This is a genomic window from Pseudomonas sp. IT-93MI4, assembly GCF_949767635.1.
Taxonomy (GTDB): domain Bacteria; phylum Pseudomonadota; class Gammaproteobacteria; order Pseudomonadales; family Pseudomonadaceae; genus Aquipseudomonas; species Aquipseudomonas putida_A.
Map to the genome: position 1 here is coordinate 36636 of NZ_CATKPP010000022.1, position 23564 is coordinate 60199.

25 protein-coding genes are annotated in these 23564 nt (G+C 61.3%); 14 read left to right on the forward strand and 11 right to left on the reverse strand.

Features of this window, described 5'->3' with window-relative positions:
- Positions 1-8: 8 nt before the first annotated feature.
- The 3 genes from ctaD (at position 9) to ACM6I7_RS11980 (ending at position 3189) form a co-directional block, all read left to right on the forward strand.
- Positions 9-1595, forward strand: coding sequence for a cytochrome c oxidase subunit I (gene ctaD, locus ACM6I7_RS11970; RefSeq protein WP_027610221.1), 1587 nt, complete (start codon positions 9-11; stop codon positions 1593-1595).
- Positions 1596-1724: 129 nt separating this feature from the next.
- Complete coding sequence (locus ACM6I7_RS11975) at positions 1725-2276, forward strand: cytochrome c oxidase assembly protein (RefSeq protein ID WP_103367999.1); 552 nt, start codon at positions 1725-1727, stop codon at positions 2274-2276.
- A 25-nt stretch (positions 2277-2301) separates the two neighbouring features.
- Entirely contained in the window at positions 2302-3189 is an 888-nt protein-coding gene (locus ACM6I7_RS11980) for a cytochrome c oxidase subunit 3 (RefSeq protein WP_123586029.1), read from the forward strand.
- Between the two features lie 7 nt (positions 3190-3196).
- Here the strand turns inward: ACM6I7_RS11980 and ACM6I7_RS11985 are convergent, their stop codons facing one another.
- Positions 3197-3400 (reverse strand): twin transmembrane helix small protein, encoded by a 204-nt coding sequence (locus ACM6I7_RS11985; RefSeq protein ID WP_003220344.1) that lies wholly within the window; start codon positions 3398-3400, stop codon positions 3197-3199.
- Between the two features lie 70 nt (positions 3401-3470).
- Between ACM6I7_RS11985 and ACM6I7_RS11990 the strand changes: the two genes are divergently transcribed.
- From ACM6I7_RS11990 to ACM6I7_RS12010, 5 genes are read left to right on the forward strand one after another with little or no spacing between them, the layout of a single operon-like run.
- Complete coding sequence (locus ACM6I7_RS11990) at positions 3471-4211, forward strand: SURF1 family protein (RefSeq protein ID WP_027610224.1); 741 nt, start codon at positions 3471-3473, stop codon at positions 4209-4211.
- Complete coding sequence (locus ACM6I7_RS11995) at positions 4177-4770, forward strand: hypothetical protein (RefSeq protein ID WP_414888643.1); 594 nt, start codon at positions 4177-4179, stop codon at positions 4768-4770. The genes ACM6I7_RS11990 and ACM6I7_RS11995 overlap by 35 nt, the downstream gene beginning before the upstream one ends.
- A gap of 10 nt (positions 4771-4780) precedes the next feature.
- Complete coding sequence (locus ACM6I7_RS12000) at positions 4781-5860, forward strand: COX15/CtaA family protein (RefSeq protein WP_414888644.1); 1080 nt, start codon at positions 4781-4783, stop codon at positions 5858-5860.
- Complete coding sequence (cyoE, locus tag ACM6I7_RS12005) at positions 5848-6747, forward strand: heme o synthase (protein ID WP_003220336.1); 900 nt, start codon at positions 5848-5850, stop codon at positions 6745-6747. Before ACM6I7_RS12000 ends, cyoE begins: the two co-directional genes overlap by 13 nt.
- Positions 6744-7379, forward strand: a complete 636-nt coding sequence (locus ACM6I7_RS12010) for an SCO family protein (RefSeq protein WP_007962772.1) — start codon at positions 6744-6746, stop codon at positions 7377-7379. The genes cyoE and ACM6I7_RS12010 overlap by 4 nt, the downstream gene beginning before the upstream one ends.
- Positions 7380-7552: 173 nt before the next feature.
- On the opposite strand, the gene ACM6I7_RS12015 is transcribed toward ACM6I7_RS12010, so the two are convergent.
- The 3 genes from ACM6I7_RS12015 to ACM6I7_RS12025 all read right to left on the reverse strand — a co-directional run bounded on the left by ACM6I7_RS12015 (position 7553) and on the right by ACM6I7_RS12025 (position 10082).
- Entirely contained in the window at positions 7553-8323 is a 771-nt protein-coding gene (locus ACM6I7_RS12015) for a MetQ/NlpA family ABC transporter substrate-binding protein (RefSeq protein ID WP_027610228.1), read from the reverse strand.
- Between the two features lie 77 nt (positions 8324-8400).
- Positions 8401-9075 carry a methionine ABC transporter permease gene (locus ACM6I7_RS12020; RefSeq protein WP_027610229.1) on the reverse strand — a complete coding sequence of 225 codons (675 nt, stop codon included), beginning with the start codon at positions 9073-9075 and terminating at the stop codon, positions 8401-8403.
- Positions 9075-10082 (reverse strand): methionine ABC transporter ATP-binding protein, encoded by a 1008-nt coding sequence (locus ACM6I7_RS12025; protein WP_027610230.1) that lies wholly within the window; start codon positions 10080-10082, stop codon positions 9075-9077. Before ACM6I7_RS12025 ends, ACM6I7_RS12020 begins: the two co-directional genes overlap by 1 nt.
- 260 nt (positions 10083-10342) lie before the next feature.
- Here ACM6I7_RS12025 and katE point away from each other — a divergent pair, with 260 nt between their 5' ends.
- Positions 10343-12484, forward strand: a complete 2142-nt coding sequence (gene katE, locus ACM6I7_RS12030) for a catalase HPII (RefSeq protein WP_135294665.1) — start codon at positions 10343-10345, stop codon at positions 12482-12484.
- Between the two features lie 91 nt (positions 12485-12575).
- Here the strand turns inward: katE and ACM6I7_RS12035 are convergent, their stop codons facing one another.
- The 4 genes from ACM6I7_RS12035 to ACM6I7_RS12050 are packed head-to-tail and all read right to left on the reverse strand — an operon-like array spanning position 12576 to position 15375.
- Positions 12576-13289 (reverse strand): PA5502 family lipoprotein, encoded by a 714-nt coding sequence (locus ACM6I7_RS12035; RefSeq protein WP_414888645.1) that lies wholly within the window; start codon positions 13287-13289, stop codon positions 12576-12578.
- A 37-nt stretch (positions 13290-13326) separates the two neighbouring features.
- Positions 13327-14115, reverse strand: coding sequence for a zinc ABC transporter permease subunit ZnuB (znuB, locus tag ACM6I7_RS12040; protein ID WP_414888646.1), 789 nt, complete (start codon positions 14113-14115; stop codon positions 13327-13329).
- Positions 14108-14893, reverse strand: coding sequence for a zinc ABC transporter ATP-binding protein ZnuC (gene znuC / locus ACM6I7_RS12045; protein WP_027610233.1), 786 nt, complete (start codon positions 14891-14893; stop codon positions 14108-14110). The genes znuB and znuC overlap by 8 nt, the downstream gene beginning before the upstream one ends.
- The gene (locus tag ACM6I7_RS12050) at positions 14893-15375 is read right to left on the reverse strand and encodes a Fur family transcriptional regulator (RefSeq protein ID WP_097090199.1); all 483 of its coding nucleotides are present in this window, start codon (positions 15373-15375) and stop codon (positions 14893-14895) included. Before ACM6I7_RS12050 ends, znuC begins: the two co-directional genes overlap by 1 nt.
- 66 nt (positions 15376-15441) lie before the next feature.
- Here ACM6I7_RS12050 and ACM6I7_RS12055 point away from each other — a divergent pair, with 66 nt between their 5' ends.
- Positions 15442-16362: a zinc ABC transporter substrate-binding protein ZnuA gene (locus ACM6I7_RS12055; RefSeq protein ID WP_027610235.1), complete on the forward strand. Its 921-nt coding sequence runs from the start codon at positions 15442-15444 to the stop codon at positions 16360-16362.
- Positions 16363-16453: 91 nt separating this feature from the next.
- Here ACM6I7_RS12055 and ACM6I7_RS12060 read toward each other — a convergent pair whose 3' ends face one another.
- Both ACM6I7_RS12060 and ACM6I7_RS12065 read right to left on the reverse strand, forming a co-directional pair.
- Positions 16454-17407, reverse strand: a complete 954-nt coding sequence (locus ACM6I7_RS12060) for a homoserine kinase (RefSeq protein WP_150369917.1) — start codon at positions 17405-17407, stop codon at positions 16454-16456.
- 62 nt (positions 17408-17469) lie between these two features.
- Positions 17470-17766 carry a DUF2782 domain-containing protein gene (locus ACM6I7_RS12065; protein ID WP_007962757.1) on the reverse strand — a complete coding sequence of 99 codons (297 nt, stop codon included), beginning with the start codon at positions 17764-17766 and terminating at the stop codon, positions 17470-17472.
- A 74-nt stretch (positions 17767-17840) separates the two neighbouring features.
- On the opposite strand from ACM6I7_RS12065, the gene polA reads away from it, so the two are divergent.
- A complete protein-coding gene (gene polA / locus ACM6I7_RS12070; protein ID WP_414888647.1) occupies positions 17841-20645 on the forward strand; it encodes a DNA polymerase I in 2805 nt (934 codons plus the stop codon).
- Between the two features lie 283 nt (positions 20646-20928).
- Here polA and yihA read toward each other — a convergent pair whose 3' ends face one another.
- Positions 20929-21573, reverse strand: coding sequence for a ribosome biogenesis GTP-binding protein YihA/YsxC (yihA, locus tag ACM6I7_RS12075; protein WP_027610238.1), 645 nt, complete (start codon positions 21571-21573; stop codon positions 20929-20931).
- A gap of 191 nt (positions 21574-21764) precedes the next feature.
- Here yihA and ACM6I7_RS12080 point away from each other — a divergent pair, with 191 nt between their 5' ends.
- From ACM6I7_RS12080 to ACM6I7_RS12090, 3 genes are all read left to right on the forward strand, one after another.
- A complete protein-coding gene (locus ACM6I7_RS12080; protein ID WP_027610239.1) occupies positions 21765-22070 on the forward strand; it encodes a c-type cytochrome in 306 nt (101 codons plus the stop codon).
- A 32-nt stretch (positions 22071-22102) separates the two neighbouring features.
- Entirely contained in the window at positions 22103-22714 is a 612-nt protein-coding gene (locus ACM6I7_RS12085) for a c-type cytochrome (protein WP_027610240.1), read from the forward strand.
- A gap of 200 nt (positions 22715-22914) precedes the next feature.
- Positions 22915-23556 (forward strand): thiol:disulfide interchange protein DsbA/DsbL, encoded by a 642-nt coding sequence (locus tag ACM6I7_RS12090; RefSeq protein WP_027610241.1) that lies wholly within the window; start codon positions 22915-22917, stop codon positions 23554-23556.
- Positions 23557-23564 lie beyond the last annotated feature (8 nt).

Genomic DNA, 23564 nt, shown 5'->3' on the forward strand with positions numbered 1-23564 from the left:
GACCGGCCATGAGCGCTGTAATCGATGACCACGGTCATGCCGACCACGCCCACGGCCCCGCCAAAGGCCTGATGCGCTGGGTGCTGACCACCAACCACAAGGACATCGGCACGCTGTACCTGTGGTTCGCGTTCTGCATGTTCCTGCTCGGCGGCACGTTCGCCATGGTGATCCGTGCCGAGCTGTTCCAGCCCGGGCTGCAGATCGTCGAACCGGCGTTCTTCAACCAGATGACCACCATGCACGGCCTGGTGATGGTCTTCGGCGCGGTGATGCCGGCGTTCGTCGGCCTCGCCAACTGGATGATCCCGTTGATGATCGGCGCGCCGGACATGGCCCTGCCACGGATGAACAATTTCAGCTTCTGGCTGCTGCCGGCGGCGTTCCTGCTGCTGGTCTCGACCCTGTTCACCGCCGGTGGCGGGCCGAACTTCGGCTGGACGTTCTACGCCCCGCTGTCCACCACCTACGCACCGGAAAGCGTCACCTACTTCATCTTCGCCATCCACTTGATGGGGATCAGTTCGATCATGGGCGCGATCAACGTGGTCGCGACCATCCTCAACCTGCGCGCCCCCGGCATGACCCTGATGAAAATGCCGCTGTTCGTCTGGACCTGGCTGATCACCGCGTTCCTGCTGATCGCGGTGATGCCGGTGCTGGCCGGGTGCGTGACGATGATGCTGATGGACATCCACTTCGGCACCAGTTTCTTCAGTGCCGCCGGTGGCGGTGACCCGGTGCTGTTCCAGCACGTATTCTGGTTCTTCGGCCACCCCGAGGTGTATATCATGATCCTGCCGGCCTTCGGCGCCGTCAGCCAGATCATCCCGACCTTCTCGCGCAAGCCGCTGTTCGGCTACACCTCGATGGTCTACGCCACGGCGAGCATCGCGTTCCTGTCGTTCATCGTCTGGGCGCACCACATGTTCGTGGTCGGCATCCCGCTGGTGGGCGAGTTGTTCTTCATGTACGCAACCATGCTCATCGCAGTGCCGACCGGGGTGAAGGTGTTCAACTGGGCCAGCACCATGTGGCAAGGCTCGCTGACTTTCGAAACACCGATGCTGTTCGCCGTGGCGTTCGTGATTCTGTTCTCGATCGGCGGTTTCTCCGGGCTGATGCTGGCCATCGCCCCGGCGGACTTCCAATACCAGGACACCTACTTCGTGGTCGCGCACTTCCACTACGTGCTGGTGCCGGGGGCGATCTTCGGGATCTTCGCTTCGGCCTATTACTGGCTGCCGAAGTGGACCGGGCACATGTACGACGAAACCCTCGGCAAGCTGCACTTCTGGCTGTCGTTCGTCGGCATGAACCTGACCTTCTTCCCGATGCACTTTGTGGGGCTGGCGGGAATGCCGCGGCGGATTCCGGACTACAACCTGCAGTTCGCCGACTTCAACATGGTTTCCTCGATCGGCGCGTTCATGTTCGGCGCTACGCAGATCTTCTTCCTGTTCATCGTGATCAAGACCATTCGCGGTGGCGCGCCAGCCCCGGCGAAACCGTGGGATGGCGCCGAAGGCCTGGAGTGGAGCGTGCCGTCACCGGCGCCGTATCACACCTTTACCACGCCGCCGGAAGTGAAATGAACACTTTCTGCCTTGTGGAAACTCCTGTGGGAGCGGGCTTGCCCGCGATGGCGGCCTGCCTGAAACACCGCGTCGGCTGCATCGCTGGCAAGCCAGCTCCCACAGGGTTCTCGGCCGAGGGCAAAAATCATGGCTGACTCGATCTCGCTGAAAAAACTGGTCACCCGCCTGCTCGGCGTGGTGGTGGCAATGTTTGTCTTCGGTTTTGCCCTGGTGCCGATCTACGACGTGATGTGCAAGGCCTTCGGCATCAATGGCAAAACCGCCGGGCAGTACGAGGGCGAGCAAATGGTGGACAGCTCGCGCCAGGTGCGCGTGCAGTTTCTCTCGACCAACAACATCGACATGCCCTGGGAGTTTTACCCCAAACACGACGAGTTGACCGCCAACCCCGGCGCGGTCAACGAGATGATTTTCGTGGCGCGCAACCCCACCGACAAACCGATGAGTGCGCAAGCTGTGCCGAGCATCGCGCCGAGCAACGCGGCGGCGTATTTCCACAAGACCGAATGCTTTTGCTTTACCCAGCAGGTGCTGCAGCCGGGTCAGCAGATCGAGATGCCGGTGCGTTTCATCGTTGACCGCGACATGCCCAAGGACGTGAAGCACCTGACGCTGTCCTACACGCTGTTCGATATCACCGCCCGACATCCTCCGGTGGCTGCAAACACTGGCGGTTAAGCGTGCCCGATAAGGAGAACAATAAATGGCAACTCATGAGCACTATTACGTCCCGGCCCAGAGCAAATGGCCGATCATCGCCACCTTCGGCATGGCAATCACCGTGTACGGCCTGGCGACCTGGTTCAACGATCTGAAGGCAGCGCGCCCGGAATCCCACGGCCCGTACATCTTCTTCGTCGGTGGGCTGTTGCTGGCGTACATGCTGTTCGGCTGGTTCGGGGCGGTGATCAAGGAAAGTCGCGCCGGGCTGTACAGCCCGCAGCTCGATCGCTCGTTCCGCTGGGGCATGAGCTGGTTCATCTTTTCCGAGGTGATGTTCTTCGTCGCCTTCTTCGGTGCGCTGTTTTACGTGCGCCACGTCTCGGGGCCCGCGCTGGGTGGCGAAGGCCCGAAAGGCATTGCCCACATGCTCTGGCCGAACTTCCAGTTCACCTGGCCGCTGCTGCACACCCCGGACCCGAAACTGTTCCCGCCACCCAAGGAAGTCATCAGCCCGTGGGGCCTGCCGCTGATCAACACGATCCTGCTGGTCAGCTCCAGCGTGACCATCACCATCGCCCACCACGCCTTGAAAAAGGGCCATCGCGGCGCACTGAAAATCTGGCTGGCGATCACCGTTCTATTGGGCTGCGGCTTCCTCGCCTTGCAGGCCGAGGAATACATGCACGCCTACCACGAACTGGGCCTGACCCTGGGTTCGGGTATTTACGGCGCGACGTTCTTCATGCTCACCGGTTTCCACGGCGCCCACGTGACCATCGGCACGATCATTCTGTTCGTGATGCTGATGCGCATCATGAAGGGCCATTTCGATGCCGAGCATCAGTTCGGCTTCGAAGCGGCGAGCTGGTACTGGCACTTCGTCGATGTGGTGTGGATCGGCCTGTTCATCTTCGTTTACGTGCTCTGAGCACTGATCACCAAGGCGCGTGCGACACCAGTTGGCCGCTGTAGAAGCCCCAGGCGATCAAGCCGACGGTGGCAGCGGCCAGTGCCACCCGAACACTCAAGGCGATCACCAGGCGATTGGAGCTGCTGTCGTCCTTGACCAGGAAAAACAGGCCGCTGAACAGGCTGATCACCGTGGCAATCAGCAGCAGGACGATGGCTGCTTTGAGCATGGGAAGACTCCGGGGGACAGGCGATGCAGTTGAGTATAGCGATCGCGACGACTGACTTTGTGGCACGGCCATGAAGCGCTTCCGGCCGGGCGTGATACCGACCGTGGTGGTGGCGCTGTTGCTGCCGCTGCTGGTGTCGCTGGGTTTCTGGCAGCTCGGTCGGGGCGCGGAGAAAACCGCCCTGCTCGCCACTTACGCCGAGCGCCGCGCGGCTGATCCGATGGCCAGCAGCGAATTGCTGCACAGCGCCGACCCGGCCTTTCGCCGTGTGCATCTGTACGGCCAGTTCGATGGCGCCCACAGCCTGCTGCTGGACAACCGCCAGCGCAACGGCAAGGTCGGTATCGAGCTGCTGCAACCGTTTCAGGATCGGGCCAGCGGCCAGTGGCTGCTGGTCAATCGCGGCTGGTTGCCATGGCCGGATCGCCGGGTGACGCCGCAATTCGCAACCCCCACCGACGCGGTCAACCTGGATGCCTGGGTCTACGTCGCCCCCGGCGCGACCTTCCAGTTGCACGCCGACCCGGCCAGCAGCAGCTGGCCGCAAACGATCACCGCCGTCGAGCCGGCGAAGCTGTGGAAAACCCTCGAACGCGACGGCTTCGCCTACGAACTTCGTGCCGAACCCGGCCCCGCCAGCTATGAGGCCGACTGGCCGGTCGTCGCCATGGGCCCGGAAAAACACCTTGGATACGCCGTGCAGTGGTTCGCCATGGCCACCGCCCTGCTCGGCCTCTACCTCTACCTTGGATTGCACAACGCAAAGGAGAAACACCATGGGAACGGCCATGAATCCACCCAGCATGTCTGAGGCGAAAACCCCGGCCACCCGCCGCCGTGGGCGGATCCAGCTGTTGCTGATTGTGCTCGGCGTAGTCGGCCCGATGATTCTCGCCACCGGCATGTACAAATTGCAGTTCTGGGTACCGGAAGGTCGCAGCTACCACGGCGAACTGATCGGCAACGGCCAGACCCGTGCCGACCTCGGCGTAAAAGCCGATGAACAGCGCTGGCAGATGCTGGTGACCGCGCCGAAGGATTGCGCGGTGGACTGTCAGCAACTGGTGTACCTCGCCCGGCAGATCCAGATCGGCCTCGGCCGCGATGCCGGGCGCGCCAGCCACGCCCTCGCCGCTGCACAGCCGCTGAGCGCCGACTACGAAGCCAAGCTGAGCCGCGAATACCCGCAGCTGCAACGCTACCCGCTGGACAGCGCAGCGTTGAGCAAGGCCACCGGCGACAAGGCCACGCCGCAGCTGTGGATCATCGACCCCCACGGCAACCTGGTGCTGCGCTACGACCCGAGTGTCAAAGGCAAGGATCTGCTCAACGACCTGCGCCACCTGCTGAAACTGTCGAACATCGGATAAGGGCATCGTCATGGCCAAACCTGGATTTCGCCTCGCGCTGTTTGCCACCCTGCTGGCACTGCTCGTCGTGCTGCTCGGCGCCTACACTCGCCTGACCCACGCCGGTCTCGGCTGCCCGGACTGGCCGGGCTGCTATGGCTTTATCAGCGTGCCGAAAAGCGAAGCCCAACTGGCCCATGCCGAACTGCATTACCCCGACTCGCCGGTGGTGGCGCACAAGGGCTGGAACGAGATGATCCACCGTTACTTCGCCGGCACCCTCGGCCTGCTGATTTCGCTTCTGGCCGGGCGCGCCTGGGTTAACCGGCATCATCCGGGTCAACCACTGAAGTTGCCGCTGTTTCTGCTGGCGGTGGTGTTCGCCCAGGCGGCGTTCGGCATGTGGACGGTGACGCTCAAGCTCTGGCCGCAAGTGGTCACCGGGCATCTGCTCGGCGGTTTTGCGACCTTGAGTCTGCTGTTTTTGCTGACCTTGAGATTGTCCGGGGTGCTGCCGGCACTGACCGTGCCCAAGCGCTTGCAGTATTGGGCGACGGCGGGGCTGTTGCTGGTGATCGGCCAGATCGCACTGGGTGGTTGGGTCAGTTCCAACTACGCGGCGGTGGCCTGCATCGACTTCCCGACCTGCCACGGTCAATGGCTGCCACCGGCGGACTTTGCCAACGGCTTTCACCTGACCCAACACATCGGCCCCAATTACCTCGGCGGTCAGCTCGACAGCGACGCGCGCACGGCGATTCACCTGACTCATCGCATCGGCGCGCTGTTGGTGACGATCGTCCTGCTCGGTCTGGCCTGGCAACTCAGGGCTGTCGGCATGGCGCGTTTGGCCGGGCTAGTCGTCATTGCCCTCGGCGCACAGATCACCCTCGGCATCAGCAACGTGTTGTTCCATCTGCCGCTGCCGGTGGCCGTGGCCCACAACGCCGGTGGCGCCGCGCTACTGCTGACCATGGTGCTGGTCAATTACCACGCGCGCACCAGTCTGGTTCGGGTCAAGCAGCCGATGCTGGCGCGCTGGCGTCTGAGCCCGCGTAAACATTCGGCTGCGCCCATCACGATAAAAGGAGAAACGCCATGGCGCTTCTGATCGGCGAACGTCCCGCGCAAGCGCTGTGGCGTGACTATCTGGAGCTGACCAAGCCGAAAGTGGTGGTGCTGATGCTGATCACCTCGCTGGTCGGCATGTTCCTCGCGACCCGCGCCGGGGTGCCGTGGACGGTACTGGTGTTCGGCAATCTGGGGATTGCGTTGTGTGCCGGCGGCGCGGCGGCGGTCAATCATGTGGTGGATCGGCGTATCGACGCGGTGATGGCGCGCACGCACAAACGGCCATTGGCCGAGGGCCGGGTTTCGCCGGCAGCGGCGCTGACCTTTGCGCTGGTGCTGGCGCTGCTCGGGCAGGCGATGCTGCTGACGTTCACCAATGCGCTGACCGCGTGGCTGACCCTCGCTTCGTTACTCGGCTACGCGGTGATCTACACCGGCTTCCTCAAACGCGCGACGCCACAGAACATCGTCATCGGCGGTCTTGCCGGCGCCGCCCCTCCGCTGCTCGGCTGGACCGCCGCTACCGGCCATGTCAGCGCCGAACCGTTGCTGCTGGTGCTGATCATCTTCGCCTGGACCCCGCCGCACTTCTGGGCGCTGGCGATCCATCGCAAGGAGGAATACGCCAAGGCCGACATCCCGATGCTGCCGGTAACCCACGGCGAGCACTACACCAAGGTGCATATTCTGCTGTACACCTTCGCCCTGCTCGCGGTGAGTCTGCTGCCGTACGTGATCCACATGAGCGGCGTGCTCTACCTGATCTGCGCCCTCGCGCTGGGCGCAAGGTTTCTGCAATGGGCCGTGGTGCTGTACCGTGGCACTCGGCCGCACGCGGCGATCAACACCTTCAAGTACTCTATTTATTACTTGTTCCTGTTGTTCATCGCCCTGCTCGTAGACCACTACTTACTGTTGAACCTATGACTCGAACCCAGAAAACCGTCTTCATCCTCGTCGCCGTGATCGCGCTGATCCTGGGACTGACCGTCAACAAAGTCCTGAGTGGCAAAGGCCAGGGCGACCCCACCGCGCTGATCGACGCCGGCATCATCCTGCTGCCGCAGAGCCGCACCCTGCCGGGCGTGACCATGACCAATCAGGACGGCCAACCGGTCGCAATCGACGAGTTGAAAGGCAAGTGGAGCCTGCTGTTCTTCGGCTACACCTTCTGCCCGGACATCTGCCCGACCACCCTCGCCCAACTGCGCCAGATCAAGAGCGAATTGCCCAAAGACGCGGTGGATAAGTTGCAGATCGTGCTGGTCAGCGTCGACCCGAACCGCGATAATCCGCAGCAGTTGAAGCAGTACCTGGGCTACTTCGATCCACAGTTCGTGGGCCTGACGCCGAAGTCGATCGAAGAACTGCAGAAGGTCGCGAATGCGGTGAGTATTCCGTTCATTCCGGCCGATACCAGCAAACCGAATTACACGGTGGATCACAGTGGCAACCTGGCGGTGATCGGCCCGGACGGGACGCAGCGTGGGTTCATCCGGGCGCCGCTGAACAACGCCAAACTGGTTGCGCAGCTCCCGGTAATGCTTAACCGCAAGTAGCAACAACACTGAACCATTGTGGGAGCGGGCTTGCTCGCGAATGCAATGGGTCAGATAAAGAAATGTTGGCTGACACAACGCATTCGCGAGCAAGCCCGCTCCCACAGGGACGGTGTTCCGGGCACAAAAAAGGGGGCGCTCATGGCGCCCCCTTTTCGTTGCAGCAATCTAAATCAGAACGCCGGCAATACCGCGCCTTTGTACTTCTCGGTAATGAATTTCTTCACTTCCGGGCTGTGCAGCGCAGCCGCCAGTTTCTGCATCGCGGCGCTGTCCTTGTTGTCCGCACGGGACACCAGGATGTTAACGTATGGCGAGTCGTTGCCTTCGATCACCAGCGCATCCTTGGACGGGTCGAGTTTGGCTTCCAGCGCGTAGTTGGTGTTGATCAGCGCCAGATCGACCTGGGTCAGCACGCGCGGGATGGTCGCGGCTTCCAGTTCACGGATTTTCAGGTCTTTCGGGTTCTGCGCGATGTCTTTCGGGGTCGACAGAATGTTGGTCGGATCCTTCAGGGTGATCAGGCCAGCCTTGGCCAGCAGCAACAGCGCACGGCCGCCGTTGGTGGCGTCGTTCGGGATCACCACGTTGGCGCCGCTTGGCAGATCCTTCAGATCCTTGATCTTGTTCGAGTAGGCGCCCAGCGGCTCCAGATGCACGCCGGTCACCGCCACCAGGCTGGTGCCCTTGGCCTTGTTGAACTCATCAAGGTATGGCTGGTGCTGGAAGAAGTTGGCGTCCAGGCGCTTTTCAGCCACCTGCACGTTCGGCTGAATGTAGTCGGTGAAGACCTTGACCTTCAGATCCACGCCTTCTTTGGCCAGGGCCGGCTTCACGAATTCGAGGATTTCCGCGTGCGGCACCGGGGTAGCGGCAACGGTCAGGGTTTCAGCGTGGGCCGAAAAAGCGGCTACGGCAGCGAAAGCAGCGATCAGTTTTTTCATTCAGCTAACTCCTTATGAGGCGCCCGTCTGGCGCCTGCCAGCGAATGGCCGGCTCATCTCTTGATTACAAAAACCGGTTATTTGCGCGAGAAATGCACGACCAGTCGATCGCCCACCATTTGCAGCACTTGTACCAGTATCAGCAGCAACACCACGGTGACGATCATCACGTCAGTCTGGAAACGCTGGTAGCCGAAACGGATCGCCAGGTCACCCAGACCACCGGCGCCGACCACACCGGCCATTGCCGTGTAGGACACCAGAGTAATCGCGGTCACCGTAATCGCTGCGAAGATGCCCGGACGGGCCTCCGGCAGCAAGGCGTTCATGATGATCTGCCGGGTGGTCGCGCCCATCGACTGGGTGGCTTCGATGATGCCGCGATCGACTTCACGCAGCGCGGTTTCCACCAGACGCGCGAAGAACGGCGTCGCACCCACCACCAACGGCGGAATCGCACCGGCCACGCCCAGCGAGGTGCCGGTGATCAGCACGGTGAACGGAATCATCACGATCAGCAGAATGATGAACGGCAACGAACGCAGGATGTTCACCGCCAACGACATGAAGGCGTAGAGGCCACGGTTTTCCAGCAACTGACGCGGGCTGCAGAGGAACAGCAGCACACCCAGCGGCAGGCCGAGCAATACGGTGAACAGCAGCGAACCACCGAGCATCAACATGGTGTCGCCAGTGGCCAGCCAGATTTCCAGCCAATCGATGTTTTCGAAGAAAGCCTTGAGCATTTCCATTAACGCAGCACCTCCATATGAACGTCAGCGGCGGTGAAGCGGGCGAAGGCCGCTTCCATGTCGCCACCGGTGACGGCGAGGGTCAACTGCCCGTAAGGAATGTCTTTGATGCGGTCGATGCGGCCGGCGAGGATGCTGTAGTCGACCCCGGTTTCCCGGGCCACGGTACCGAGCAACGGCGCGTAGGTCGCTTCGCCCTGGAAGGTCAGACGCACGATGCGACCCGGTACGTGAGCGAAGTCATCGCGCTGTTCGCTTTCGTCGATCTGCTCGCTTTCCTGAACGAAACGCTTGGTGGTCGGGTGCTGCGGATGCAGGAACACATCGGCCACCGAACCTTGCTCGACGATCACCCCGGCATCCATCACTGCCACCTGATCGCAAACGCGACGGATCACGTCCATCTCGTGGGTGATCAGGACGATGGTCAGCTTCAGTTCACGATTGATCTCGGCCAGCAGTTGCAGAACCGACGCGGTGGTCTGCGGGTCGAGGGCGCTGGTGGCCTCGTCGCACAGCAGAATTTTCGGCTTGGTCGCCAGGGCGCGGGCGATGCCGACGCGCTGTTTCTGGCCGCCGGACAATTGTGCCGGGTACTTTTTGGCGTGATCGGACAGACCGACCCGGGCCAGCAACTCGGCGACGCGTTGATTGATTTCACTGCTCGACAGTTCGCCGGCCAGGGTCAGCGGCAGCGCAACGTTGTCGGCCACGGTCTTGGAGGCGAGCAGGTTGAAGTGCTGGAAGATCATCCCGACCTGCTGGCGGAAACGACGCAGGCCGTTGGCGTCCAGCGCGGTGACTTCTTCGCCGTCGACGATGATCTTGCCGCCGCTGGAATCTTCCAGGCGATTGATCAGACGCAGCAGGGTACTTTTTCCCGCACCGGAATGGCCGATCAGGCCGAAGACCTGACCGTTTTCAATCGAAAGACTGGTCGGGTGCAGGGCGGGGATGTCCTTACCGGCGACGCGGTAAGTTTTGTGGACGTTTTGAAACTCGATCACGTAGCGAACCTTGTGGGGCGCGTTAGAAAAGGATCAGCGGTTAGCCGGGCGCGCATTTTAGCCTGTCCGTATAGAGGTTCTTAGCATTTATTTCGCAATTAACCTTCGATTTGGCAATAACAAGATCAAAGGTCATAAAAAAGGAACGCCCGTTCCCGCTCATTGGTCACTAGTTAAGCGACTTGAAACCCTGGGTAACCGTGCCCGGAAACGCTCAAGAGTCCCCGTTGAAACGGGGTCAACCGAGGAGTTTACGTCTGATGAGCAGCAAGAAACCTACGACCGACAAAAGCCAGCTGGCCGGAACCGATACCAAGGATCGCGCCAACACCAACGCCAAACTCGACAGCCTGGAGAAATTTCGCTCCGACGCTACCGGCCAGGCCCTGCGTACCAACCAAGGGGTGAAGGTCGCCGATAACCAGAACACCCTCAAGGCCGGCCCACGCGGGCCGTCGTTGCTGGAAGACTTCATCATGCGTGAGAAAATCACGCACTTTGACCACGAACGCATTCCGGAGCGCATTGTTCACGCGCGCGGCACTGGCGCGCATGGTTTCTTCCAGGCCTATGAGAACCATTCGACGCTGACCAAGGCCGGCTTCCTGCAGGATCCGGGGAAAAAGACTCCGGTGTTCGTACGTTTTTCCACGGTGCAGGGGCCGCGCGGTTCCGGTGACACCGTGCGCGACGTGCGCGGTTTCGCGGTGAAGTTCTTCACCGACGAGGGCAACTTCGATCTGGTCGGCAACAACATGCCAGTGTTCTTCATCCAGGACGCGATCAAGTTCCCCGACTTTGTCCACGCGGTGAAACCCGAGCCGCACAATGAGATCCCAACCGGCGGCTCGGCCCACGACACGTTCTGGGACTTCGTCTCGCTGGTGCCGGAATCGGCGCACATGGTGATCTGGGCGATGTCCGACCGGGCAATCCCGAAAAGCCTGCGCAGCATGCAGGGCTTTGGCGTGCACACCTTCCGCCTGGTCAACGCCGAGGGCAAATCGCGCTTCGTCAAATTCCACTGGCGCCCGACTGCCGGCACCTGTTCGCTGGTGTGGGACGAAGCGCAGAAGCTCGCCGGTAAAGACACCGACTACCACCGTCGCGATCTCTGGGAAGCCATCGAGATGGGCGACTACCCGGAATGGGAGCTGGGTGTGCAGATCATCGAGGAGGAAAACGAACACGACTTCGATTTCGACATCCTCGACCCGACCAAGCTGATCCCCGAAGAAATCGTGCCGATCACCCCGCTGGGCAAGATGACCCTGAACCGCAACCCGGACAACTTCTTTGCCGAGACCGAGCAGGTCGCATTCTGCCCCGGCCACATCGTGCCCGGCATCGACTTCTCCAATGACCCGCTGCTGCAAGGCCGGCTGTTTTCCTACACCGACACGCAAATCAGCCGACTGGGTGGGCCGAACTTTCATGAGCTGCCGATTAACCGCCCGGTCGCACCGTTCCACAACGGCCAGCGCGACGCGCAGCACCGTACAGTGATCGACAAGGGGCGCGCGTCCTACGAGCCGAACTCGATTGATGGCGGCTGGCCGAAAGAGACTCCGCCAGCCGCGCAGGACGGCGGCTTCGAGAGCTACCCGGAACGCATCGATGCGAACAAGATCCGCCAGCGCAGCGAGTCGTTCAGCGATCACTTCTCGCAGGCGCGGCTGTTCTTCAACAGCATGAGTGAGCACGAGAAGGAGCACATCATCGCTGCCTACAGCTTCGAGCTGGGCAAGGTCGAACGCGAGTTCATCCGTGCACGGCAGGTGAACGAGATTCTCGCCAACATTGACCTGGAATTGGCCAAACGTGTGGCGGCCAACCTCGGATTGCCAGCGCCAGGCAAAGGCACGGTCGAGGTGCGTAAAACCTCGTTCGATCATTCGCCAGCGCTGAGTCAGGCGAATCTGCTGCCAGAGGACATCAAAACCCGCAAAGTGGCGATTCTTGCCGCTAACGGCGTCGATGGTGCAGCGATTGACGCGATGAAAAAGGCCTTGGAAGCAGAAGGTGCGCACGCCAAGCTGCTCGGCCCGACTTCGGCACCAGTGAAGACTGCCGACGGCAAAGCCCTGCCGGTGGACGCATCCATGGAAGGTATGCCTTCAGTGATCTTCGATGCGGTGTTCGTGCCGGGTGGTGCGGCGTCGATCAAGGCGTTGAGTGGCGACGGCGTGGCGCTGCATTACCTGCTGGAAGCCTACAAGCACCTCAAGGCGATTGCGCTGCACGGCGAGGCCAAGCAGTTGCAGGATCTACTTAAGCTGGAAGCGGATGCAGGACTGTTGCAGGGCAAGGATGTGCCGGGGTTGACCAAGCCGTTCTTCGCGGCGATCGGGCAGCATCGGGTCTGGGCGCGGGAGCCTAAGGCCAAGGCCATTCCAGCTTAAGTTCTTGGCTGGCTGAGAGGACGCTTTCGCGAGCAGGCTCGCTCCCACGGGTTCACGCTGTACCTGTGGGAGCGAGCCTGCTCGCGAAGCTTTAGGGTTTGGCTGGAATCAGAACCATCTGCGCCGGCACCGTGCGCAGGATCTGTTTTTCAATCTTCAGCTCAAAATCCGGATTGAGTTTCTTCACGCGCTTGCTCAGCAACGTCGCCAGCCATGGGTAATCCTGGGTGCGCGGCGCCTGGATGCTCACGGCACACTTGTAATTCACCACATCGGCGGCGATCGCGTCGAGTTGCCGGCGAAGTTTGCGGCTATCGTTGATGTTCAGCGCCACCGTGGTGCTTTCGGCAGTCGGATCGATGACCTTGGCTTTCGGTTTGGCTTCGGCCGCCAGCAGCGCCGCTTCGGCTTTCTCCAGCTCGGCTTTGCGCGCTTCGGTGATGGCACCATTGACGCCACCGGTCAGCGCCGGGGCTTTCGGCATCAGGGCACGGGCACGGCTCAGCGCAGTGGCTGCGGCGTTCACATCACCCTTTTGCAATACGATCTGGCTGCGGCGCAGGTAGGCCTCAGCCAACTGGCGCTGGTATTGCTCCAGGGACTGATCGTTGGGGATTTGTGCCTGCAAGGCGGCCAGTTGGTCTTCGGCGGTGGCCAGTTCGCTGCTGGCCAGGCTTTGCTCCAGCTGTGCGATGGCCGTGGCCCGCGCGTCGGGGGCTTCGGCCACCGGCGGCGTGCTTTGGCAGGCGCCCAGCAGCACGGAAAATGCGACAAGGAGCAGATAACGGGAGGCGAACGGCTTCATTCCTGCGACTCTCTAATTGCGCAAAAAGCGAGCAAGTCTACACCCCTCGACGGGGCAGAACAAAACTCAGCAGAAACAGTGCGGCCGCCGTCACAACGATCGACGGCCCCGCCGGGGTGTCCTTGAACCATGACAGCGCCAGCCCGCCACACACGGCAAACATGCCCAGCAGGCTCGCGCCCACGGCCATCTGCTCCGGCGAACGGGCGTGACGCTGTGCCGCAGCCGCCGGAATGATCAGCAGCGAAGTAATCAGCAACACACCGACGATTTTCATCGCCACCGCGATCACCACCGCAATCAACAGCATCAGCGCCATGCGCAGGCCCGCCACCGGCAGGCCTTCGACCTTGGCCAATTCCTCATGCACGGTGATCGCCAGCAGCGGCCGCCACAGCGTCACCAGCAACACCAGCACCGCCGCGCTGCCGCCGAGGATCCACGCCAGATCGGTCGGGCTGATCGCCAGCAGGTCGCCGAACAGATAGGCCATCAGGTCGATCCGCACTTCATGCATGAAGCTTAGTACCACCAGCCCGAGAGAGAGCGTGCTCGGTGCGAGAATTCCCAAAAGCGTGTCGGAGGCCAGCGGCTGACGCTGTTGCAAGGTCACCAGCAGCACCGCCAGCAGCAGGCAGCCGACGGTCACCGCGACCGTTGGGCTGACATCCAGCAGAAAGCCCAGGGCCACGCCGAGCAGCGCGGCGTGGGACAGGGTGTCGCCGAAGTAGGCCATGCGCCGCCAGACCACGAACGAACCCAACGGCCCGGCGACCAGCGCCAGCGCCAGACCTGCAAGCAGGGCATACAACAGAAAATCAGCCATGCTTGCAGTGGTCTCCGTGAACGTGGGTGTGGCCCGCACCGGGCGCCTTGACCACCGAACCGTGCAGGTCGTGGGCGTGGTCGTGATGGTGGTGATAGATCGCCAGGCTCGGCGCATTCTTGCCGAACAGTTCGACGAACGCCGGATCGCCGCTGACCTGCTCGGGGTGCCCGGAGCAGCAGACGTGGCGATTCAGACAAACCACCTGATCAGTGGTACTCATCACCAGATGCAAATCGTGGGACACCATCAGCACGCCGCAACCGTGACGGTCGCGCAGGCGGGTAATCAGGCTGTATAGCTCGGCCTGCCCGGCGACGTCGACGCCCTGCACCGGCTCATCCAGCACCAGCAGCTCAGGCTCGCGCAAAAGCGCCCGAGCCAGCAGCACGCGCTGCATTTCACCGCCGGAAACACTTTGCACCGGGCTGTCGATGACATGTTCGGCGCCGACTTCCTTGAGCGCCGCCAATGCACGCGGACGGTCTACGCCGGGCACCAGGCGCAGGAAGCGCAGTACCGACAGCGGCAAGGTCGGATCGACGTGCAGCTTTTGCGGCATGTAGCCGACGCGCAGTTTTGGCTTGCGCCAGACGCTGCCGCTGTCAGGCTTCAGCAGGCCAAGCACGGCGCGCACCAGGGTGGTCTTGCCGGCGCCGTTGGGGCCGATCAGGGTGACGATCTGCCCCGGTTCGACGCTCAGCTCGATGTTGTCCAACACGGTCTGCCCGGCAAAAGTGACGGCGACCTGCTCAAGACGGATCAACGGGTTGCTCATCAAGCCCCCTGGCAACCGGAGCACAGGCCGACCACTTCGACGGTCTGCGCTTCGACGATGAACCCGACATCCCTGGCGCTGTGGATGATCGCGTCGCTGATGGCTTTCTGTTCCAGCTCGATCGCGGCGTGGCACTCGCGGCAGATCAGGAACTGGCCCTGATGCGCATGCTCGGGATGCACACAACCGACGAAAGCGTTGAGCGAGGAGATGCGGTGCACCAAGCCGTTTTCCAGAAGGAAATCCAGCGCACGGTACACGGTCGGCGGCGCGGCGCGGCGGCCGTCCTGCTCGCTGAGCACCGCCAGAATGTCGTAGGCGCCCAGTGGCTTGTGGCTCTGCCACACCAGTTCCAGCACCCGCCGGCGCAACGCAGTCAGGCGCAGGCCTTTCTGGGCGCACAAGGTATCGGCCTCGGTCAGTGCGCTGTGCACGCAATGAGAGTGGTCGTGGGGACGGCTGGCAATCGGTGTAATAGGCATGGGCGGCGACGCGTTTTGATAGAGACGTTATTATGTTACCCGTTCTCGCCTCCTTGAGTGGTCATCGTGTCCCGACTTTTTTCTGTTTTTGTGGCGTTTATCGCCAGTTTTCTGCTGATCGGTTCGGCTCAGGCCGAGGTCAGGGTTCTCACCAGCATCAAACCGCTGCAGTTGATTGCCGCCGCGGTGCAGGACGGCGTGGCCATCCCGGAAGTGCTGCTGCCGCCGGGCGCGTCGCCGCACAACTACGCGTTGCGCCCGTCCGACGTGCGCAAGGTGCAATCGGTGGACCTGCTGTACTGGATCGGCCCGGACATGGAAGGTTTCCTGCCGCGCGTGCTCAACGGTCGTACGCTGCCAAGCGTTGCCGTGCAGGATCTGCCCGGCATGAAACTGCGCCGCTTTGCCGAAGACAGCCATTCCCACGCCGAAGACGCCGACGAGCATGATCACGATCACCGCCCGGGCACGCTCGATGCGCATTTGTGGCTATCGCCGGTCAACGCGCGGGTTATTGCCGCCAAAATGGCGACTGATTTGAGCGCTGCCGACCCAGCCAACGCCGAACGCTATCAGAGCAATGCAAAAGCCTTCGACGAACGCCTCGATGCGCTGGATGCACGACTGAAAAACCGTCTGGCCGGCATTGAAGGCAAACCCTACTTCGTGTTCCACGAAGCCTTCGATTACTTCGAAGACGCTTACGGCCTGAAACACACTGGCGTGTTCAGCGTTGCCGCCGAAGTGCAGCCGGGTGCGCAGCATGTGGCTGCGATGCGCAAGCGTCTGCAGGAAGTGGGCAAGACCTGTGTGTTCAGCGAACCGCCGCTGCGTCCACGTCTGGCGGAAACCCTGGTGGCGGGCCTGCCGGTGAAACTGGCGGAGCTGGATGCGTTGGGCGGCTATACACCGGCGACAGCTCAGGGGTATGAGCAGGTGCTGGAGAAGCTGGGCAACGATTTGGCCGGGTGCCTGGAATCTCTGTAATCCCCAGCATAGGTGTTGCCCCCATTCGCGAGCAGGCTCGCTCCCACAGGATCGCCGAGACCCTGTGGGAGCGAGCCTGCTCGCGAAGCTTTTAAAGGGCGAAAGGCAGCGGTGTATGCACCTGCTGCCGCTGCGCCAAGCGCTGCTCGAACTCCCGCGGATCGTGAATCAGCACGTCCTGCCCGGCAAACTGCTCGGCGGCGATCAACCGCGACAGCCAGAACCGCACACACGCCACACGCAGCAGGGTCGGCCATAGCTCCGCTTCAGCGGCAGTGAACGGACGCAGCGCCGCATAGGCGCCGAGGAATGCGCGGGCACGCGGCCCGTCAATCAAGCCTTCCTCGTCCGAACACCAGTCGTTCAAGGCAATCGCCACGTCATAGAGCATCGGTCCCGAGCAGGCGTTGTAGAAGTCGATCAAGCCGGTCAGGTGCGTGCCTTCGAACATCGCATTGTCGCGGAACAGATCGGCGTGAATGTTGGCTCGTGGCAGCGCGAGAATTCTTTCTTTCTGCACAGTGATTTCATCCAGCGCCTTGCGCAGCAGCGCACGCGGCTCGTCCGCCAGATGCGAAAGAAACTCCGTGCCCTCCTCCAGCATCCAGTCCAGGCCGCGATCAGTCTTGCGCTTGATCATGCGCTCGCCCTGGGTCGCCAGGTGCAGATGCGCCTGCAACTCACCGACCTGCGCGCAATGCTGAGCGTTGGCGACTTTGATGTGCTTGCCGGACAACCGCGGCTGGAGCAAGGCCGGTTTACCCTTCAGTTCACGCAGGGCCACGCCGTCAGTGGTACGCAGCGCGTAGGGCACCGGCAGATCGGCCTCGTGCAGCACGTCGAGCAGGTCGATGAAGAACGGCATTTCCTGCACCGGGCCGCGCTCGACCAGGGTCAGGACGAATTCGCCCTGCTCCAGGCTGATAAAGAAATTGGTGTTTTCGCTGCCGGCGGCGATCCCCTGGAAATCAAGCAGACGGCCGAGCCCGTAAGGGGCGAGAAAGGTTTCCAGCTCGGGCCGAGCCAGGGGGGTGAACACAGACATGGTTAAAAACTGCTCAGTTCGGGCGCCGCGATCAAGCGGCGCCGATTAAAAAGTCAGGAATCTTACTTCCAGGTAAAGATTTCCCACGACGGAATCAGCATATCCGGCTGGTCGGAACGGATGTAGTTCACGTCCGAACCATCGGCGCGCACCAGAAAATACGGTTTGCCGCCCTTCGGCGTGACCTTGATCGCATACACAAAGCCACTGCGGCTGTATTCCTGAATGACCTTGTCGCCTTCGGTGTGCGTGTTAATGGTAACTTCCGGCTCCTTTGACGGCGCATCATCCGCCGCCATCGCGGCCAATGGTGAGGCCGCAATCAAACCGACCAGCAGCAAGCGATTTAACGTACGCATGATAACCTTGTCCCTTTGTCGTCAACGGTCCCGCTATTCTAGCGCCGGGCCCGCCGAAAAGGTTGATTCTGCTCATGAGCCAAGCCCCCCTCGTCCTGGTGGACGGTTCGTCTTACCTGTACCGCGCTTTCCACGCCCTGCCACCGCTGACCACCTCCAAAGGCCTGCCGACCGGCGCGGTCAAAGGTGTGCTGAACATGCTCAAGAGTCTGCGCAAGCAGTACCCGGACAGCCCGTTCGCCGTGGTCTTCGATGCCAAGGGCGGGACGTTTCGCGATGAGATGTACGCCGAATACAAGGCCAACCGCCCAAGCATGCCCGACGACATGCGGGTGCAGATCGAGCCGCTGCACCAGAGCGTGATCGCCCTCGGCTTCCCGCTGCTGTGCGTGGAAGGCGTCGAAGCTGACGACGTGATCGGCACCCTGGCACGCAGCAGCGCGGCGGCGGATCGTCCGGTGATCATCTCCACCGGCGACAAGGACATGGCGCAACTGGTCGATGGCCACATTACCTTGGTCAACACCATGTCCGGTAGTTCGATGGATGTGGAGGGCGTGAAGGAGAAATTCGGCGTCGCACCCGAGCAGATCATCGATTATCTGGCGCTGATGGGCGATTCTTCCGACAACATTCCGGGGGTTCCCGGCATCGGTCCAAAGACCGCCTCCGGCCTGCTGGTCGGCGTCAACGGCGGCCTGACCGAATTGTACGCGAATCTCGACATCGTCCCGACCCTGCCGATTCGCGGCGCGAAAACCCTGCCGGCCAAGCTCGAAGAGCACAAGGAGATGGCTTTCCTCTCCTATCAACTGGCGACCATCAAAGTCGACGTGCCGCTGGACATCGGCCTCAATGACCTGCAAATGGGCGCGGAAGACCCGGCCAAGCTCTACGAGCTGTACACCCTGCTGGAATTCAAAAGCTGGCTGAACGACCTCGATCGTGACGCCAAGCGCCAGGAACTGAGCGCTGCCGCCGAACCTGCGCCGGCTGGCGATCTGTTCAGCGCCCCCCCAGAAGAAGCCCCTGCCGCTCCAACCGAAGCAGCGTATGAAACCATCCTTGATCAGGCGCGTTTCGACGTCTGGCTGGAGAAACTGAACAACGCCAAGCTGTTCGCCTTCGACACCGAAACCACCGGCATCGACGCGCAACAGGCGCAACTGGTCGGCCTGTCGTTCGCGGTGCAAGCCAACGAAGCCGCGTACATTCCGCTGACCCACTCCTACATCGGTGTGCCCGAGCAGCTGGATCGCGACACGGTGCTGCGCGCGCTGAAGCCGATTCTGGAAGACCCGAACAAACTCAAGGTCGGCCAGCACGCCAAGTTCGACATGAACATTCTGGCCAACTGCGCCATCGGCGGCGATCAGAGCCAAGGCATCAATGTGCGCGGGATCGCCTTTGACACCATGCTTGAGTCCTACGTGCTCAACTCCACCGCTACCCGCCACGACATGGACAGCCTCGCGCAGAAGTACCTGGATCACACCACCGTGAGCTTCCAGGACATCGCCGGCAAAGGCGCCAAGCAGCTGACCTTCGACCAGATCGCCCTTGAGCAGGCTGGCCCGTACGCCGCCGAAGACGCAGACATTACCCTGCGCCTGCACCAGACCCTGTTTGAAAAACTCAGCGGGATCCCGAGCCTGGCCAGCGTGCTGACCGACATCGAGATTCCGCTGGTGCCGGTGCTGGCGCGCATCGAGCGTCAGGGCGCGTTCGTCGATGCTGAGCTGCTCGGCATCCAGAGCATCGAGCTGGGCAACAAGATGGTCGCGCTGGAGCGTGAAGCGTTCGAGATCGCCGGCGAAGAATTCAACCTCGGCTCGCCGAAGCAGCTGGGCGTGATCCTCTACGAAAAGCTCGGCCTGCCGGTGCTGAAGAAAACCGCCAAGGGCCAGCCATCGACCGCCGAGGAAGTGCTGGCAAAACTGGCTGAGGACGATCACCGCTTGCCGAAAGTGCTGATGGAACACCGTTCCATGAGCAAGCTGAAAAGCACCTACACCGATCGCCTGCCGGAGCAGATCAACCCGCGCACCGGGCGTATCCACACCTCGTATCACCAGGCCGTGGCATCGACCGGGCGCTTGTCCTCCAGCGATCCGAACCTGCAGAACATTCCGGTGCGTACCGCTGAAGGCCGCCGCATCCGTCAGGCGTTCGTCGCGCCCAAAGGCTACAAACTGCTGGCAGCGGACTATTCGCAGATCGAACTGCGGATCATGGCCCACTTGTCCAAGGACGAAGGCTTGATGAACGCCTTCCGCAACAATCTGGACGTGCACACCGCGACCGCCGCTGAAGTATTCAAGGTCGAGCTGAGCGACGTGACTTCCGACCAGCGCCGTGGCGCCAAGGCGATCAACTTCGGCCTGATCTACGGCATGGGCGCGCAGAAACTCGGCAAGGACATCGGCGTCGACACCAAGACCGCCAAGGCCTACATCGATACCTACTTCGCCCGTTATCCGGGTGTGCGCGAATACATGGAGCGCACCCGCAAGCAGGCCGCCGACCAAGGCTATGTAGAGACCTTCTTCGGTCGTCGCCTATATCTGCCGGAAATCAACTCGAACAAGCCGCAGGAACGCGCTGCCGCCGAACGCACGGCGATCAACGCGCCGATGCAAGGCACCGCCGCCGACATCATCAAGAAAGCCATGGTGGCGGTGGATAACTGGCTGGCATCGTCCGGGCTGGACGCCAGAGTCATCCTGCAGGTGCACGACGAACTGGTACTGGAGGTTCGCGAGGATCTGGTCGATCAGGTGAGTCAGGAAATCCGCCTGCACATGAGCGAAGCGGCGAAACTGGACGTGCCGTTGCTGGTGGAAGTTGGCGTCGGCAACAACTGGGATGAGGCGCACTGAGGCGTCTAGACCGGGCGTTTGCCGCGACACACTGTCGCGGCAAACGGCCGAAAAGCGCTTATTTCGAATCGCGCTTGCGGTTATTCCAAAGCTTTTTGAAAAAAATCTGAACTAATCTGACAACTCACTACTCAGAGATACTGAATGGCTGGTGAAGCCCTTCGATGCTCCTATGTTGTGTTAAGTGTTGGCAGATATCTGAACCCCGCCCTAGCGGTTCGGAACTTGAACCCCGGAACTTCTCCCTCCCCATATGAAGTCCGGGGCTTTTTTTGCCTGCGATTTACTCAGCAGGCAATTCGGCACCTTTATCGGCCAGTTCCATCCAGCCTGCCAACACAGTGTAGGCCTCTTCCAGCCCCATGCGCTTTGGCGCGGAGAACAGCTGGATTGTCACCAGATCGCCCCAGCCCTTGCGGATTTCCGCCTGCACTTTGAGCAGGGTGTTCTTGGCAGCGCCGTAGGTCAGTTTGTCGGCCTTGGTCAGCAGAATATGCATCGGCATGCCGGCGGCAACGGCCCAGTCGAGCATCAGCAGGTCGAAGTCGGTCATTGGATGACGGATGTCCATCATCAGAATCAAACCCTTCAAACTCTCCCGGCCACCGAGGTAAGCCTCAAGGTGACGCTGCCAGTGTTGCTTGAGCGGGATCGGTACTTTTGCATAACCGTAGCCCGGCAGGTCGACCAGACGCCGTTCATCGTCTAGCTTGAAGAAGTTCAACAGCTGTGTGCGACCCGGGGTTTTCGAGGTACGCGCCAGACTGGCGTGAGTCAGGGTGTTCAGTGCGCTGGATTTGCCGGCGTTGGAACGACCGGCGAACGCCACTTCGAAGCCTTCGTCGTCAGGGCATTGATCGACTTTGGCGGCACTGAGCATGAACGTGGACTGTTGGCACAGGCCGAGGATGGGATTCTTGAGTTGCATGGGATTTCCGATGTGGGCGGCGCCGGGATTGGGCGCGGAACGCGGTGTCGCTTCCGTTTCAGTGACGCCAGTATATAATGCCGCAGATTTTGTGTGTGCTTTGTCCCAGCGAAGGATGAAGTTCATGAGAGCCAAAGACCTTGATTGCGCATCAGAACGCAGAACGCTCTCAACCCTGAAAAGGTCGTTTTATGACGAAATGGCTGCTGGCTGCCGGAGTCCTGATACCGCTTTGCGGCGCACAGGCTACACAGGAACCGGAAGCCGTGTACAACCGTGTTTGTGGTGCCTGTCATTCCGGCCAACTACCCATGGCGCCCGCAAGAGGCGATCAGGCAGCTTGGACGCCGAGGTTGGCGAAAGGTATGGAGACGCTGGTGCAACACGTGACCCAGGGTTTCAAGGCGATGCCGCCGCGTGGTTTGTGCATGGACTGCAGTGCCGAGGATTACCAGGCCATCATCCTTTGGATGAGCGAGAGTAAACCCGGTCCATAACTCTTAACCCTTAGCCGTAGTTGGATTAGCTGATGAACAAATTGATCGTGAGTCTGCTGTTGACCGTGGGAATTTCAGGCTTCGCCCATGCTGCCGGTGATGCCGCCGCCGGCCAGGCAAAAGCTGCCGTCTGCGGAGCCTGCCATGGCCCGGACGGGAACAGCATGGCGCCAAACTTCCCGAAACTGGCAGGTCAGGGTGAACGCTACCTCGACAAGCAGTTGCACGATATCAAGTCGGGCAAGCGCGTCGTTCTGGAAATGACCGGCCTGCTGACCAACCTGAGCGATCAGGATCTGGCCGACATCGCCGCCTACTTCGCCAGCCAGAAAGGCAGCGTCGGCGCTGCCGATCCAAAAATCGTCGCGCGTGGTGAAGCCCTGTTCCGTGGCGGCAACCTGGACAAAGGCCTGCCAGCCTGCACCGGCTGCCATTCGCCGAACGGTGCCGGTAACGCTGCTGCAGGTTTCCCGCACCTGGGTGGCCAACATGCTCAATACATCACCAAACAGCTGACCGACTTCCGCAAGGAAGAAGGTGGTCGCGCCAACGACGGCGACGCGATGACCATGCGCACCATCGCGCGCAAACTGAGCGACGAAGACATTGCCGCAGTCTCCAGCTATATCCAGGGCCTGCACTAACCGCCCTGAATCGAGCGTTAACGGTGATGGACATCTCCTGCAACGTTAACGCTCGATTAATCCGTCGCAGCAAGTATAAAAAGGGTGGCTTTGGCCGCCCTTTTTTGTGGCCGCTGCCGTTACACTACAGAACTCATGCCCGCCAGGACCTGTCTGAAAACAGGTCGCGCGAGGCGACCAAAATTGTCCAGGAGTAAAGCATGCGTAATCTGATCATCAGCGCCGCCCTCGTCGCTGCCAGCCTGTTCGGCGTGACCGCCCAGGCCGCTGAAGCCCCTGCCGCACCCTATGTCGAACTGGCCAACCCGGTGCCAGTGGCAGAGCCTGGCAAGATCGAAGTCGTGGAGCTGTTCTGGTACGGCTGCCCGCATTGCTACGCGTTCGAGCCGGTGATCAATCCCTGGGTTGAAAAGCTGCCGTCCGACGTCAACTTCGTACGCATTCCTGCCATGTTCGGCGGCCCGTGGGACGCTCACGGCCAAATGTTCCTGACCCTGGAAGCAATGGGCGTCGAGCACAAGGTTCACGCTGCGGTTTTCGAAGCAATTCAGAAACAACACAAGAAGCTGACCGACAAGAACGACATGGCTGACTTCCTCGCCACACAAGGCGTGGACAAGGACAAGTTCCTCGCCACCTTTGACTCGTTCGCGATCAAAGGTCAGATCGTCAAAGCGCGTGAGCTGGCCAAGAAGTATGAAATCACCGGCGTGCCAACCATGATCGTCAACGGCAAGTACCGCTTCGACATCGGCTCTGCCGGTGGTGCCGAGCAAGCCCTGAAACTGGCTGATCAACTGGTCGCCAAAGAGCGAGCGGCCAACAAGGCAGCCGCCAACTAAGCGCGGTA

Bases quoted from the DNA above. Each gene is read 5' to 3' on its own strand.
- ctaD (WP_027610221.1), top strand. From the start codon at position 9: ATGAGCGCTGTAATCGATGACCACGGTCATGCCGACCACGCCCACGGC.
- ACM6I7_RS11975 (WP_103367999.1), top strand. From the start codon at position 1,725: ATGGCTGACTCGATCTCGCTGAAAAAACTGGTCACCCGCCTGCTCGGC.
- ACM6I7_RS11980 (WP_123586029.1), top strand. From the start codon at position 2,302: ATGGCAACTCATGAGCACTATTACGTCCCGGCCCAGAGCAAATGGCCG.
- ACM6I7_RS11985 (WP_003220344.1), bottom strand. From the start codon at position 3,400: ATGCTCAAAGCAGCCATCGTCCTGCTGCTGATTGCCACGGTGATCAGC.
- ACM6I7_RS11990 (WP_027610224.1), top strand. From the start codon at position 3,471: ATGAAGCGCTTCCGGCCGGGCGTGATACCGACCGTGGTGGTGGCGCTG.
- ACM6I7_RS11995 (WP_414888643.1), top strand. From the start codon at position 4,177: ATGGGAACGGCCATGAATCCACCCAGCATGTCTGAGGCGAAAACCCCG.
- ACM6I7_RS12000 (WP_414888644.1), top strand. From the start codon at position 4,781: ATGGCCAAACCTGGATTTCGCCTCGCGCTGTTTGCCACCCTGCTGGCA.
- cyoE (WP_003220336.1), top strand. From the start codon at position 5,848: ATGGCGCTTCTGATCGGCGAACGTCCCGCGCAAGCGCTGTGGCGTGAC.
- ACM6I7_RS12010 (WP_007962772.1), top strand. From the start codon at position 6,744: ATGACTCGAACCCAGAAAACCGTCTTCATCCTCGTCGCCGTGATCGCG.
- ACM6I7_RS12015 (WP_027610228.1), bottom strand. From the start codon at position 8,323: ATGAAAAAACTGATCGCTGCTTTCGCTGCCGTAGCCGCTTTTTCGGCC.
- ACM6I7_RS12020 (WP_027610229.1), bottom strand. From the start codon at position 9,075: ATGGAAATGCTCAAGGCTTTCTTCGAAAACATCGATTGGCTGGAAATC.
- katE (WP_135294665.1), top strand. From the start codon at position 10,343: ATGAGCAGCAAGAAACCTACGACCGACAAAAGCCAGCTGGCCGGAACC.
- ACM6I7_RS12035 (WP_414888645.1), bottom strand. From the start codon at position 13,289: ATGAAGCCGTTCGCCTCCCGTTATCTGCTCCTTGTCGCATTTTCCGTG.
- znuB (WP_414888646.1), bottom strand. From the start codon at position 14,115: ATGGCTGATTTTCTGTTGTATGCCCTGCTTGCAGGTCTGGCGCTGGCG.
- znuC (WP_027610233.1), bottom strand. From the start codon at position 14,893: ATGAGCAACCCGTTGATCCGTCTTGAGCAGGTCGCCGTCACTTTTGCC.
- ACM6I7_RS12050 (WP_097090199.1), bottom strand. From the start codon at position 15,375: ATGCCTATTACACCGATTGCCAGCCGTCCCCACGACCACTCTCATTGC.
- ACM6I7_RS12060 (WP_150369917.1), bottom strand. From the start codon at position 17,407: ATGTCTGTGTTCACCCCCCTGGCTCGGCCCGAGCTGGAAACCTTTCTC.
- ACM6I7_RS12065 (WP_007962757.1), bottom strand. From the start codon at position 17,766: ATGCGTACGTTAAATCGCTTGCTGCTGGTCGGTTTGATTGCGGCCTCA.
- polA (WP_414888647.1), top strand. From the start codon at position 17,841: ATGAGCCAAGCCCCCCTCGTCCTGGTGGACGGTTCGTCTTACCTGTAC.
- yihA (WP_027610238.1), bottom strand. From the start codon at position 21,573: ATGCAACTCAAGAATCCCATCCTCGGCCTGTGCCAACAGTCCACGTTC.
- ACM6I7_RS12080 (WP_027610239.1), top strand. From the start codon at position 21,765: ATGACGAAATGGCTGCTGGCTGCCGGAGTCCTGATACCGCTTTGCGGC.
- ACM6I7_RS12085 (WP_027610240.1), top strand. From the start codon at position 22,103: ATGAACAAATTGATCGTGAGTCTGCTGTTGACCGTGGGAATTTCAGGC.
- ACM6I7_RS12090 (WP_027610241.1), top strand. From the start codon at position 22,915: ATGCGTAATCTGATCATCAGCGCCGCCCTCGTCGCTGCCAGCCTGTTC.